We start from the raw sequence: 12,920 nt of genomic DNA, 5'->3' as shown, positions 1-12,920 counted from the left end.
AAATTTTTTGAAGGAAATAATGAAAACAGTGGACTATTTAGTTGCTGAGAATTTGATTAGGATCGTATATGATGATTCAATTGATATTCAAAGTAGTTTATCTTCATTTATTGATTTTGAGGTTCCATTTGATCAAAACGCAGAGGCCATTGTACACGTTGAAATTGTTTTGGAACCCACTGACATTGACCTCACAAATGCCAAACTTCTAAGTGATGTTTCCATTATCTGGGGCGATAGGTTCAAATTTGAAGAAACAGAACAAAAGTATGTCACCTCTGTGGAAAATGGAAATGCTAAAGACACTGAAATTTGGAGAATGATAAGTGATAAAGACTTCCGATTCTCGAAAATTCACATAAAAAAACAAGAGTTGTATGACTCAAATATTTTAAGCTGGCTCATTATGGTTGCATTTGGTCAGCGAGTTCTTTCAAATAATACAGCATTGATACATTCCTCTGTAGTCGAGAATGGAGAATATGCTGTTTCCTTCTTAGGAAAAAGCGGAACTGGGAAAAGTACACACAGTAGGTTATGGATAAGTACCAATGATGGTTTTCAACTATTGAATGATGATAACCCAGCAGTAAGAATCGTGGGTGATGAAGTATTTATTTATGGAACTCCTTGGAGTGGAAAAACAGCTTGTTACATTAATAAAAAGCGAAAATTAATGTCAATTATTAGACTGACACAAGCAAAAGAAAACCAAATGGAATGGAAAAGCAAAGGTGTTGAATCCCTATTGGCTCTGTTGCCAAGCTTTACCGCAATCAGATGGAATGCAAATATTTTTTCTTCCATGGTTACCATCCTTGAAAACATTATCCAACGAACTAATGTTGGACAATTAAATTGTCTCCCAAACCAGGAGGCAGCTATACTATGCTTAAATGAAATTAAAAAAGTAAATAAACTTGAAAATGAATAGATTAATTATCAGCCTGTTTGCATTGACTTTGTTTGGACTTAGTTCATGCGTTGTTTCTAAAAAGGTAACTTACCTTGAAAATATGGTTCCAGGTTCTGAATATCCTATGCAGGAGATTCCAACCTTAAAGATTCAGAAGTATGATAGATTGAGCATTATTATCAGTTCAAAGACTCCTGAATTGGCAGCACCATTCAACCCTGATGGTGGAATTTATAATGTAGGTGATAAAGGTGAAATTACAACCTCAGCTACAGGAGTTCCAACTGAAAAAGGATATTTAGTGGATAAAAACGGAAATATCGACTTTCCAGTTCTTGGTGTCATCAAAGCAGAAGGTAAAACTGCCGAGGAACTTAAGAGTTTTATTACGGACAGGTTGGTTAAAGAAAATTTAATCAATTCTCCTTTAGTTAGAGTAGAACTGCTGAACATTAAAATCATGATGATGGGTGAAGTTGGTGCTGTAGGTATCCTGAATGTTCCTGATGGTCAGATTTCTATTCTAGAAGCAATTACTCGTAGCGGTGGTCTAACCACAAATGCTTTAACCGAAGCCATTACGGTCATCAGAGAAGAAAACGGCTACAGAAAAATGTATACAAGTAATATTGAAGATGTTAATCTATTCGACTCTCCAGTTTATTATTTGAAACAAAATGATATCGTCTATGTAAAACCTAGATCTGCCGTTCCTACTCCTAGAGAAGACTTAACATGGAGATACATTGGTTTTGCTACCGGTATGTTGACCCTTGGTGTGAGCCTTATAGCATTATTTAATAGAAACTAACAAATTAATGGTTAATCATTCAATAAATAAGCCTTTTCAAGGAAAAGGTAAACAAGATCAATCTCTTTATGTATTAGATATCTTGCGATATCTTTTGGGGAACTGGAAATGGTTCTTGTTATCGATATTGATCTTTGGTGGATATTTTTATTACCAATACAGTAAGACTCCATTTTTATATAAAAAGGATCAAACTGTAATGATAAAGACAGCCACGAACTCCATGAGTGCCTCTAGGATCACCAGACCTAATAACTTTTACAATTTTGTAAATGTTAACTCTGAAATCCTTCAGCTTAGATCGCAAGAGTTAATGCGTAATACCATTAGTCTCTTGAATGCGGATGTAAGCTATTCTAGGAAAGATGGACTGAGGTCAGTGGAACTCTATAAAACTTCACCGTTTATTGTTCGTTTTACAAATGTTCCTCCACATGCTGGGTTTTCATTTAATCTGAAATATAAAGGAAACAATCAGGTTGAACTATCTTCATTTTCAAACTCTGACCCAGATAAAACAGTAACAGTAAAACTTAATTCAGAAGCCAAAACACCAGTTGGAAATGTAATCATTTCAGCCAATTCTGATAAAGCATATCGTGTAAATCTTTCTGAGGATATTACGATTACCAAAAGCCCTATCGAATCTATGGTAGGTTACTTTTTGGGAAATCTTAATATCGTTCAAATGGAAGATGTAGAAATCCTTCAGATGACTATGGAAGATACTTCTCCATTGCGTGCAGAAGACATGATCACTAAGTTGATTGAGGTGTACAATCAAATGACCATTGAAGATAAAAAGACAGTCGCTAATAATACGGCTGATTTCATCAATGACAGGATTGTAATCATTGAAAAGGAACTAAGTTCAGTGGAATCTAGCTTGGAAGGCATGAAAACCCAAAACCAAGGGTTGGATGTTAAATCTGCAGGTGAGGCTTATTGGACCGAATCTAGAACTTACCAAAGCTCAAGTAAAGAGTTAGAAACGCAATTGAAATTGGTAGAGATCATGCGCCAAAGGTTAAGTGATCCTAGCCGAGTGGATGATCTTATTCCAAGTAACACTGGATTGGTAGATAATAATATCGAGGACATCATCTCTGAATATAATACGTTGTTATTGAGAAGAAACCGTTTGATGAGTGGAAACAGCTCAGAAAACCCAATTGTTCAAGATCTGAACAGTGCACTTTCTCAGGTAAGACAAAATATCGCCCGTGCTATTGATAACGTAATTTCTGGTTTTAGGATCAGAATGAATAACATGAGGGAAGAAGAGAATGCAGCGATCGGAAAAGCGAGAAGCCTTCCTTCAAAACAACGAATTATGTTGTCTGCTGAACGTCAGCAAAAGGTAATTGAAGAGCTTTATATTTTCTTGTTGAACAAACGTGAAGAAAACGCGATCAATAGAGCTATGACGGATGATAACATCCGTGTTATTGACTCTGCATCGGGTTCTAATGCTCCTTTCTATCCTAGCAAATTCAAAAAAGTTGCCATTGGTGTAGCCATTGGTATTGCAGTTCCAGCAGCCATATTGTTGTTGATGCTTTTATTGAATACCAAGGTTAGAAACCGTAAGGATATTGAAGATGTAGTAAGTGTTCCTTTCTTGGCCGAGATTCCTTTCTCAACAGAGATGAAAAATGCCAAGAGTGATATCGTTATCAAAGAACAAGGCGTTGATGAGGTGACAGAAGCATTCAGGATTTTCAGAACGAACCTAAGCTTTATGTCTTCTGGTGATAAAAAACAAAAGGTCGTAACATTTACTTCATTCAATGTAGGTGCCGGTAAAACCTTCTCCGTTATTAATTTAGGAGTGAGCATGACCTTCTTGAAAAAGAAAGTCGTTTTAATCGACTTAGACCTTAGAAAGGGTACTTTAAGTAACATCACAAAATTCCCTATGCCAATTGGTGTTACGCATTACCTTTCTGATAGTTCTGTTACGGTAGATGAAATCATCTATAAAGATAGAACAGATGCCGAGATAGACATCGTTCCGATTGGTGTGATAGCGCCGAATCCAGTTGAGCTATTATTAAGTGAGCGTTTGGATCAATTGATCGCTGAACTAAAAGAACGTTATGACTATATTATCGTTGATAATGTTCCATTGGGAATCGTTGCAGACGCTGATATCGTGAATAGGATTACCGATGTGACCATATTCGTTGTTCGTGCTGGTAAGATGGATAGAAGACAATTGCCTGATGTTCAGAAAATCTATGATTCTTCAGCATTGACCAATATGGCCATCCTATTAAATGGGGTGAAATTCGGAAATAACCCTTATGGTTATGGTGGATATGGATATGGTGGTTATGGCTACGGTTATGGCTATGGTTATTCAGCCCAACAGAAAAGAGGTTTCTTCTCAAGACTATTTGGAAGAAAATAAAATGAACAATACAGAAAAAGCCCTATAGAATATTTATAGGGCTTTTTTTGTTAATCATTTTCTGATTCTATGATTTTATGAATGGAATCGATGTATCCCTGTAATTCTCTATTTTGCTTTTTTACGATCCGTGGTTTTAAATAGAGCCAAACAAATAATAGCCAACCCAAGGTTAAGGCATAAGTAATAATAGCCATTCCGTAGCTCATCCTTAAACAGAATTCATAAAGGTAAATCAAGATACCAATGATAAGCAGTGAAAAATAAACATTCATAAAACGGCTTTCTATATTCCTTTGTTTCTCCTGGATATTAAGTAAGGAATTTAAATAAGCCTTATTGTCCTGATCTTTGTTTAACTCAAAAATGGATTTATAAAATAGATTGAACTTTATTAAGGAAAGGGAAATCGCCAGAATAATAAATGACATTCCAATTTTTGGATAAATAGTGCTAGCATCATATAAAAACCAGATTGAAAGAATAAAGATAACGGTTAGACCCAATGTGATATTTGAGGTCCATTTCTTCTTCAGAGAATTCTTTCTATATTTTGAAAGGCGTTGTTTTAGTTCTCTTAAATCTGGAGAGATAGCGGGTTGCTTCTTCCAAATGTGAGATAGATTTAACTCGTTATTTTCCATGATTTTTAAATTTTATATTTAATCTTTCTTTTATCCTATGGATTTTGACCCTAATATTGCTGTCAGATAATCCAACAATTTTTGATATCTCCTGTTGTTTGATCCCTTCCAATTCCAAAGAAATAATGATTCTATCCAACTCCGGAAGTTCAGAAATGAATTGATATAATAATTTTATCTCTTCATCCAATTCATGATCCGCATTGTCCTCCTCAGGAAGGAATGTTTCCACCTTCGAAATTTTTTCGTTTTTCTTGATCTGGCTTAAACAGGTATTGGTTGCTATCCTGAATATCCAGGTTCCTATACTGGCCTCATTCCTAAACGTTGAAAGCTTTTTCCAAACTGTAATAAAAGTTTCTTGGGCTAAATCCTTTGCTTGGTCTTGGTCATTGATGTAACCCATGCACAATCGATAGATTTTGTCCCAATATTCCTCGTATAATTTGTTGAAATCCATTACTTTAGAAAGTTTTGAACTTGTTGTAAATACCAATCTTTAGCATCATACATGATAAAGTGTAAACTGTTCTCAGCATACCTAAAATCAGCAGATCTCAAGTTGACATATTGTTGCTCTATTGCGGGTTTGATTTGTTTGAAGCTACTTTCAAGCAAAATCAAGGTAGGACATTGAATCGATTTTATCTCTTCCCTCAAATCGGTGTTGCTGAAATCGCAAAACATCTTTCCAAATGTTGATCGGTCAGATTTCATGGTCCAATCCAAAATTATTTGTTGTTTACTTGTATCTTGAACCATACCTGTCATTACTTGTTTTTGCATTGCTTTAAACTGTTCATCAGTAATTGAATTCATCTGATTGACAATTGCAGAACAATCAATATTAGGTTTTGATTTATAATTTGGGTCACTCAATGCAGCCAAGCAAGGAACCGCATCAACTACCACAATCTTGTTGATTAAAGTCGGTTCTGTAGCTGCAATGTCCATGGCCATCACTCCGCCCATACTATGACCGATGATAATTGGATTTAGAATTTTTTCGCTTTTAATATATTCAATAATATCATTTCGCCAACCTTTAAAGCTTGGGTCTGTTTGCGCAGGCACAGAAGCAAAGCCTGCCATGGTTAATACATAATAAGTGTAATCATTCCCAAGGGCATCAATCGTTTCTTTCCAAACCTCTCCAGATGATGCAAAACCCGGGATAAATAGGATGTTTTCCTTTCCATTTCCAATCTTTTCTATTTGGAAACTATTTTCTTTGGTTTGAGCGTCTGCTGTTGATACCAATGCTACAAAGGCGATAGCGGCTAGTAAAATGTTTTTCAAGTTCATAACTAATTGTTTTTGTTTTCCTTTAGATATGATTTTGAAAAAAATGTTACAGTATATTTCATAAATATATTACTATTTCAATATTGCGTTGAGTAAGTTGGTGAATAACAGTTCGATAAAAGAAATTGCTTTGTTTTTTTATTCAGATAATGTTGGTTTTATTACTTCCACTTCTTAGCATATTTTTTTAAATTTATTACATCCAAGCCTTAAGCTCTTGGTTTATAAATCAATAACCATTTCCTAATACAGCACTGATTATGTCCAAAAACCCCTTATTCCGAAAATTGATTGCCTTAATTTTGCTTACTTCGGTATTTGCTCCATTGTTTGGTCAAAAAGCTCCAAAACTCATCATCAGATCCGATGATATCGGTTCGTTTAATGCGACAAATCTTGCCATTATTGAAACCTATCAAAAAGGCATAACAACTTCAGTAGAACTGATGGTAAATTGTCCCTGGGCACCTGAGGCTGTGAAGATGTTAAAGGAAAATCCAAATTTAGATGTTGGAGTGCATTTGATGATTACCAGTGAATGGGAGAATTGTAAATGGCGACCTTTGACATCGGCGAAAAGTTTGGTTGATGATTATGGCAATTTTTTCTCTTTCATCTACCCAAATAAAAAGGTACCGATGGCATCCATTCAGGAGCACCAATGGAAATTGGCGGATATTGAAGCAGAGTTCAGGGCCCAAATTGAAATGGCGAAGAAATTGTTACCGCGAATTTCACATATATCCACACATATGGGTTGTGGTAATTGGGATAAGGAGGTTAAGGAAATGTTGATCAGGCTTTCTAAGGAGTACAATCTACCTCAGGATATGGATTATGAATTCTTAATGTTCCCAGATTTAGACCTGAAAAGCAAAGCTAATGTAGAAGAAAAAATTCAAGCTTTTTTGAAGGCGCTTGATGAATTAAAGGAAGATAAAGTATACTTGTTTGTGGAACATCCTGGCCTTGATGTCAGTGAAATGGAAAATGTAGGCCATGAAGGTTATAGAAATGTTCGTGAAGATAGGAGTGAGGTAACCAAAATCTTGCTAGATTCTAGGATTAAAACCAAAATCCATCATTTAGGAATTGAATTGACAGACTTCAAATCCTTAAAACAAAAGAGGGTTGAATAAAAGCCCTTAATGAATAAAATTAAAAAACGGATAAATATACATGAGATAAATGGATATTAATGCTAAAGCAGAAATCCATATGCGGTATAAATAATGCATCATTCGATAATCTCCTGTGATATACCAATTGGCATAGATAGCAGCACTTGAGAAAAAAATAATAAAGCTGAAGAATAAGACGATCACCATATAATAATTTTGTTCATTTGTTAATTTCCTTATTTCAAATAATTAGAATTTTTGGTTGGTCTGATAACTTCAGTTATTCTTCAAATATATATAATATATTCATAATAAGAAATTTTAAATCTTTGAAATTTCTAAATTATTTTTGAAATAAAATATAAAAGCTTTTTTTATATAGTTGTTTCGTTGTTGTGAATGAACTATTCTTAATAGAATTTAATATATTTGTTCTGTTAAAAAAAGAATCCCTTTTGGTTATGCAGTTCAAAAAAAGAACATTCACTTTGCTTGATAAGTTGTTTCTTTCCGTGTTTATCTTAAATATTCTGAATTATTTTCTGTTCGAAAAAACACTAATTTCCCTTAGGGTAATTTTTTTCTTTTTCCTTTTTGGAATGGTTTTCTATTGGTTGATCCGAAAAAATGACCTATTGCGTAATGTTGGAAAATTAGAAAGCATATTCTATAGTATAATCCTTACTGGATCCTACCTGACTTTTATTTTTCTAGGTCTAAATTATATGTTTTGCTCATCCGAAACCGAAGTTTCGACCTATAAGGTAAAATGTAAGATAAATAAAATTTGGTTTCCAGAGGAAGGAATGACACCAAAAGTAGTAAAAGCGGAATTCGAAAACGGATTCCATAAAAGAATAGGGCTCTCAGAAGGCATAAGAATTCAAAATGTACATCCAGATTCTTTGAATGTCTATTTATCCTTGGGCTTATTTGGAATTCCTGTAATCAAAAAAGTGGAATTTGATCATTCGCATTCTTAAAAACCGTTCAAATATGTGCCTCCGTCCATTTCAATAGCCATAAAATGGATGATACTTCCGTAATTATCTGTAGTAATCGGTTCTAATAAATATTTTAATATAGTTTTTATGGGATCGGGGTTGTTCAATTCTAAAGGGACATCTTCAAAAATATTATAGGAGAAAGTGGCAGTTTCTATAATTATCTTTTGCTCTTCTGTCAATGCTTCATCTTTAATATACCTATTCAATGCAACTTTTAAGCTGTTTTCATCAAAATCAGATTGAACAAAGATCAACGCCTTCCTTCCCCAAGTGATACTTATAACATAGATCAGGTCATCGTCTTTTAATTTAGCCAATTCCTCTAAATAATTCTTGATTCCATCGCCCCCTGGATCTATAAACATATCAAATAAGGGAATCTCATATTCCACAAGAATATTGGATTTTGGCATTTTGTTATTGACGTCTAATCCAAACCATTTTCCAAGGTCCATTTTTTGGCCAAAATTAGTATATAGGTCTTCGAGGTTTCGAATAGAGTAGAATGAATAACTCGCAATTCCTGCATTTCCTGTTGGAGCACCTTTTGCCTTCAATTCATCAGAAATTACCTTGTACATGTTTTCCTTGTTAGGTACTATTTCAGGAAACTCATATTTAAACGAGGTTGAAATGGGGGTAATCTTTTGATTGGTTTTGATATCCTTGAATTCATGCTTCTCTGTATTGATCGATTTCTTACTAAGTACGGCGCCTAGAAATAAGCCTTCCGGATTTTTACCAAAGTAAGTCGAAGAATTTCTTGGTTCCTGAGCCGATAGGAGACCCAAGGTTAATATATAAAGCAAAACAGTTATTAATCCAGTTCTCATTTTATTTCTTTTCAGGGGTAAATACATAATTCTTCTTTAACCAGATTAGTCTGGAATTATTCAAGGGCTCTGAATCAAGTAAATGTCGGTTATCGGGCATTTCATATTGTTGACCAATACTTAGCTGAGCTCGGTTCTTATTATTGGCGTTTTTTTTGAAAAAGCTAATTTTAAGGGTTAGGGTTGAATCAGCATTCCTTGTTGCCCAATTTTTCCAACTATTGTTTTTGGATTCATGGATTTGAAGAGTTTGCTCTGTCCATTTTATCTGATAGGATTCCATGGGCATTTTTGATTTATGCACAAACATGGAGTCTTCTTTGATCAGGATGGAATCTGGCTTGAAATAGGTCACACGGTTCCCGAAATGCAATTTGATATCTGCCTCGCTTAGGTCCTTTACCACAAAGCCCTTAAGGAATTCTATGAAATCTTCATTTTTTTCAGAAGTGAATTTATATAAAATAGCTTTGGGTTTTTCAACAGGTTCAGGCTCTGGCTCTGGTTCGGGTTCCGGTTTTGGAGCTGGCTTTGGTTCAGGTTCGATTTCACTTGGTCCGCAAGAATGTAAACTAATGAAGAAAATGGAGAGCGGAATTATTAATAAATAAATAGCAAAGCGATTGGTTATTAATGTCATACCTTAGTTATTAAAAAATTGGTAACAGCTAGAAAAAAAGTGTAATTAACGTAAATATAAAAATAATTTCTATTTATTTAATAAAATAAATAAGGTGGTTGAAAATTAGCATTTCCAACCACCTCATTTCGATTTGATATAAACCTATTGTTAAATTTAAATTAATAACCTTTCTTATTGCTTTTCTCTGCTTACAAAATAGTCGATCCAAATTGGCGCAAAAGGAGAGGTACAGCCCTTAGATACTGGATAGTCCTTGTAAACACCTAATTTATGTCCGATTGCAAGAGCACGGTCCCTATATTGAGGTTGCTTTATGCCAATTTGAGCTAAGGTACTGTTCATGGTCCATTGTATTTCAGGTTTTGCTTCGAGCATATGTTTTTCAATATAATCCAATAATTTTGGGCTGTCCTCCAATTCAGGATTCCTCGCTATATTTCCGGAAATCAAACTCCATGCTAGTCGCTGCAACATGACATTATCAGCTTTTTCCCACTCTAATCTTAAAGTTTGCTTATCTAAACTGTCTTTAACCAGGTAACTATAAAGCCAATCAATAACATTTGTGAATTTCTCTGATGAAACCATCGCCGTCAATTGTGCATTACTTAATTTTTTAGGGTCAAGAATAAGGATGGCTACACATCGTGCTTCCATGTTGTTGGTCTCCCATAGCTCAAGTCCAAGTTCTTGATCCTTTTTAATCTTAGTAGCTATCTTACGAACATCGCCCATTTTCACACCGTATTGATTATCGCCTGCACCTCTTTTTTTATTCTGAGCTATCAGTTTTTCAGATCCTAAGGACTTTAATTCCTCAAGAATTTCTTGTTTGGTCATCTTTGCCATGTCTTTATAGGAAGTTTAATGTGGTAATTCCTGTGATTAGATGTTGGTATGAACCATTTCATCTTACGTAAAAATAAGAAATCTTGAATAAGATTGATTCACAACATAAAAAAACTCCTTAGGCGGGGAACCTAAGGAGTTTTAACTAACCAATTATTAACCTAAATTATGAAATTTGATTAGATATATTCAATGTCTGTGCCGAAATGGAAATTAACATTTCGTTTAACTATTTTTAACATTTTCTTGTTGAATGCCAATAAAAACATCTTAATCCATTGCTATTTATTTTATTTTTAAGTCTGCTGACAATCTGACATTCAAAGGTATTGTACAATTTGTCATTCAGTAGATTATGTTTTTGAAACAATCAGTTCTCCTTTTATCATATTTAAATCTTCAACACATCGCTTGCAAGATTCGAAGCGTCTTATTGGGCTTGGCATCTCTTTGGCTTTTTCATTCGAATTAAATTCAACGACATATCCAATTTGATCCATAGTCGTAAAATATACGGTGTCTGCATTGTTTTTGTTGGCAGAATTGTATACCATTATTCTCTTATTGGCGGATCGGTTATCTATCCAAAGGTCCATTTTTTTAGAGGTCAACCAACCCGTAACCTTAGCATTATATTGAAGGTACAAAGGGTATTCTAGATAATTTAATAGATAACAATAATGTTTGAAATCAATTTCATAAGGGAACAGAAGCAAGCATGTATTGGGGTCAATCCGAATAAGTTTGATGATGACATGGTATTCCATTTCGTTGATCATCTCACAAAAATCCATGCAGGCTGCCTGGACCTCATTGTAAATTGGGCCTTCAACTAGGATACCTTTGTCATTATTTATTTGGGGATAATCATTTTCGGAAAATTCAGGCCGACTCGCAGTTGACTTACCAGTAATCCAGCTCACTATAAGAACAATAATGACTATAGCGATGATAACTATACTAATAATTGTACTCATGGCTTTCTTAAATTAATAATGGTTTGATAGACCGCTATAAGAAGGGCCGTTCACTTAAAAATAGAAATAAAATGTTGATAATAAAATAATTGCTGAATTTTATTGAAGCTTTTAATGTTGACTTATTGTTCCAAAATTATTTTCAAAAGATCATATTTAGCTTGCCAAATGTCCTGACATGATTTTAGGTAATCACTATTGGCTTTATTGAAGTCAATTAATAGTATTCTGCCCGCCTGATAGGCGGCCAACTTTTCTTCTTTGTTTTGTAATGCTAGGTCCTTGATTCTATTTAGACTTTCAATCTTTTGTTTTGAAAAAATGATTTTTTCCTGTTTTTGTTTTTTGTCGATTTCATCATTCAATTGAAGGTCTTCCAATTGTTGTATATAAACTTTTTCACTGAGTTCAGCTTTCTTTATCGCGTTGCTATTACTAAAATATGCTGAAATTGGAATTCTCAAACCTAGATTTGCATAACTATAGCCATACCAATTGCTTTTGTCAATAATATTAAAGGAATTACTGAAATACTGAGCCCCATAATAAGCGTTAAATGACAGGCTGGGTAGAACCTGTCGCTTTATTCCCTTTAATTGGACCATGGATAATTGCTGGTCAAGCTCAACCAGCTGTTGGTCATAGATCTTTTTTTCAAAAGCACCCAACTCCATTAATATTTCTTCCATATTGTTGCTCAGCACCCTAATGGAATCTAGCGGATAATACCTGCCTAATTCTAAATTTGCCTCTTTTAAAATTGACCATGATTCATGCATCAAGATCTTTTTTCTTTGTACTTCTTGCTGTGAAAGACTGTAATCTTCAGAACTTCCTCTACCTGCCAAAAATCTTTCCTTATTGATGTTGTTGATCTCTTCAAATAGAGCGGAATCTTTAAGGGCAAATTGATATTGTTCGGTTGCTAAAACAATCGAAGCATAGGCCAGGGTAGAATTAATCTTCCAATCCTGCTCTGCTAAAGATTCTTCCACCTTGGCTTTCTCTAAAGCGATCAGGTCCTCCTGTTGTTGGCTCTTCCTATTAGGATCGAAAAGGTTCCATTCCAATTGTAAACCAGCTTTGGAATTCCATTTTGTAGAAAATTTCAATGGTAATATAGCACCTTCCTCTGCATTGGGGTCAAAGGCAATTGCAGGAACCGGCGTCGTTGGAATAATTAGATTCCTCTGCAAATTGGCGTCGCCATAAATTACTGGAAATCGCTCAGACCTCCTTACATTCAATTGGGCTGCCTGAACTTCTTTATTCAGTTTCTTAACTTTTAGATTACTCGATTGACCTATATAGTTCCACAGATCCGAAATGCTCAGGCTCTGGGCATTTCCGGATAAGGTAAATCCAATTAAAAGTAAAATAAGATAGATAGATTTCTTCATG

At 34.6% G+C, this 12,920-nt stretch carries 12 protein-coding genes; 4 read left to right on the top strand and 8 right to left on the bottom strand.

All coding sequences use genetic code 11. From position 1 onward, the window contains the following. Positions 1-19 precede the first annotated feature (19 nt). Genes NMK93_RS11495 through NMK93_RS11485 form a run of 3 tightly spaced genes read left to right on the top strand, consistent with a single transcriptional unit; the run spans position 20 to position 4,140 of the window. Positions 20-934: a hypothetical protein gene (locus NMK93_RS11495; protein WP_185216604.1), complete on the top strand. Its 915-nt coding sequence runs from the start codon at positions 20-22 to the stop codon at positions 932-934. Further along, positions 927-1,727, top strand: coding sequence for a polysaccharide biosynthesis/export family protein (locus NMK93_RS11490; protein WP_185212390.1), 801 nt, complete (start codon positions 927-929; stop codon positions 1,725-1,727). The genes NMK93_RS11495 and NMK93_RS11490 overlap by 8 nt, the downstream gene beginning before the upstream one ends. Positions 1,728-1,734: 7 nt before the next feature. Further along, positions 1,735-4,140: a GumC family protein gene (locus NMK93_RS11485; RefSeq protein WP_254527391.1), complete on the top strand. Its 2,406-nt coding sequence runs from the start codon at positions 1,735-1,737 to the stop codon at positions 4,138-4,140. A 50-nt stretch (positions 4,141-4,190) separates the two neighbouring features. On the opposite strand, the gene NMK93_RS11480 is transcribed toward NMK93_RS11485, so the two are convergent. Genes NMK93_RS11480 through NMK93_RS11470 form a run of 3 tightly spaced genes read right to left on the bottom strand, consistent with a single transcriptional unit; the run spans position 4,191 to position 6,089 of the window. Next, positions 4,191-4,784, bottom strand: coding sequence for a hypothetical protein (locus tag NMK93_RS11480; protein WP_254527390.1), 594 nt, complete (start codon positions 4,782-4,784; stop codon positions 4,191-4,193). Further along, positions 4,774-5,244: an RNA polymerase sigma factor gene (locus NMK93_RS11475; protein ID WP_254527389.1), complete on the bottom strand. Its 471-nt coding sequence runs from the start codon at positions 5,242-5,244 to the stop codon at positions 4,774-4,776. Before NMK93_RS11475 ends, NMK93_RS11480 begins: the two co-directional genes overlap by 11 nt. After that, positions 5,244-6,089, bottom strand: coding sequence for an alpha/beta fold hydrolase (locus NMK93_RS11470; RefSeq protein ID WP_254527388.1), 846 nt, complete (start codon positions 6,087-6,089; stop codon positions 5,244-5,246). The genes NMK93_RS11475 and NMK93_RS11470 overlap by 1 nt, the downstream gene beginning before the upstream one ends. A gap of 260 nt (positions 6,090-6,349) precedes the next feature. Between NMK93_RS11470 and NMK93_RS11465 the strand changes: the two genes are divergently transcribed. Further along, the gene (locus tag NMK93_RS11465) at positions 6,350-7,228 is read left to right on the top strand and encodes a ChbG/HpnK family deacetylase (RefSeq protein WP_254527387.1); all 879 of its coding nucleotides are present in this window, start codon (positions 6,350-6,352) and stop codon (positions 7,226-7,228) included. Positions 7,229-8,189: 961 nt separating this feature from the next. Here the strand turns inward: NMK93_RS11465 and NMK93_RS11460 are convergent. The 5 genes from NMK93_RS11460 to NMK93_RS11440 form a co-directional block, all read right to left on the bottom strand. Then, complete coding sequence (locus NMK93_RS11460; protein WP_254527386.1) at positions 8,190-9,050, bottom strand: hypothetical protein; 861 nt, start codon at positions 9,048-9,050, stop codon at positions 8,190-8,192. Between the two features lies 1 nt (position 9,051). Beyond that, positions 9,052-9,690, bottom strand: coding sequence for a hypothetical protein (locus NMK93_RS11455; RefSeq protein ID WP_254527385.1), 639 nt, complete (start codon positions 9,688-9,690; stop codon positions 9,052-9,054). Positions 9,691-9,864: 174 nt separating this feature from the next. Beyond that, positions 9,865-10,533, bottom strand: coding sequence for a DNA alkylation repair protein (locus NMK93_RS11450; protein WP_254527384.1), 669 nt, complete (start codon positions 10,531-10,533; stop codon positions 9,865-9,867). Between the two features lie 362 nt (positions 10,534-10,895). Further along, entirely contained in the window at positions 10,896-11,519 is a 624-nt protein-coding gene (locus NMK93_RS11445) for a hypothetical protein (protein ID WP_254527383.1), read from the bottom strand. Positions 11,520-11,641: 122 nt separating this feature from the next. Beyond that, a complete protein-coding gene (locus NMK93_RS11440; protein WP_254527382.1) occupies positions 11,642-12,919 on the bottom strand; it encodes a TolC family protein in 1,278 nt (425 codons plus the stop codon). Position 12,920: the final 1 nt, after the last annotated feature.

Source organism: Sphingobacterium sp. LZ7M1 (assembly GCF_024296865.1).
Lineage (GTDB): Bacteria > Bacteroidota > Bacteroidia > Sphingobacteriales > Sphingobacteriaceae > Sphingobacterium.
Note: the sequence above shows the minus strand (reverse complement) of the source record. Positions and strands in the feature narration are given on the sequence as shown.

Coding starts and splice junctions, on each gene's coding strand:
- NMK93_RS11495 (WP_185216604.1), top strand. CDS start 20: ATGAAAACAGTGGACTATTTAGTTGCTGAGAATTTGATTAGGATCGTA.
- NMK93_RS11490 (WP_185212390.1), top strand. CDS start 927: ATGAATAGATTAATTATCAGCCTGTTTGCATTGACTTTGTTTGGACTT.
- NMK93_RS11485 (WP_254527391.1), top strand. CDS start 1,735: ATGGTTAATCATTCAATAAATAAGCCTTTTCAAGGAAAAGGTAAACAA.
- NMK93_RS11480 (WP_254527390.1), bottom strand. CDS start 4,784: ATGGAAAATAACGAGTTAAATCTATCTCACATTTGGAAGAAGCAACCC.
- NMK93_RS11475 (WP_254527389.1), bottom strand. CDS start 5,244: ATGGATTTCAACAAATTATACGAGGAATATTGGGACAAAATCTATCGA.
- NMK93_RS11470 (WP_254527388.1), bottom strand. CDS start 6,089: ATGAACTTGAAAAACATTTTACTAGCCGCTATCGCCTTTGTAGCATTG.
- NMK93_RS11465 (WP_254527387.1), top strand. CDS start 6,350: ATGTCCAAAAACCCCTTATTCCGAAAATTGATTGCCTTAATTTTGCTT.
- NMK93_RS11460 (WP_254527386.1), bottom strand. CDS start 9,050: ATGAGAACTGGATTAATAACTGTTTTGCTTTATATATTAACCTTGGGT.
- NMK93_RS11455 (WP_254527385.1), bottom strand. CDS start 9,690: ATGACATTAATAACCAATCGCTTTGCTATTTATTTATTAATAATTCCG.
- NMK93_RS11450 (WP_254527384.1), bottom strand. CDS start 10,533: ATGACCAAACAAGAAATTCTTGAGGAATTAAAGTCCTTAGGATCTGAA.
- NMK93_RS11445 (WP_254527383.1), bottom strand. CDS start 11,519: ATGAGTACAATTATTAGTATAGTTATCATCGCTATAGTCATTATTGTT.
- NMK93_RS11440 (WP_254527382.1), bottom strand. CDS start 12,919: ATGAAGAAATCTATCTATCTTATTTTACTTTTAATTGGATTTACCTTA.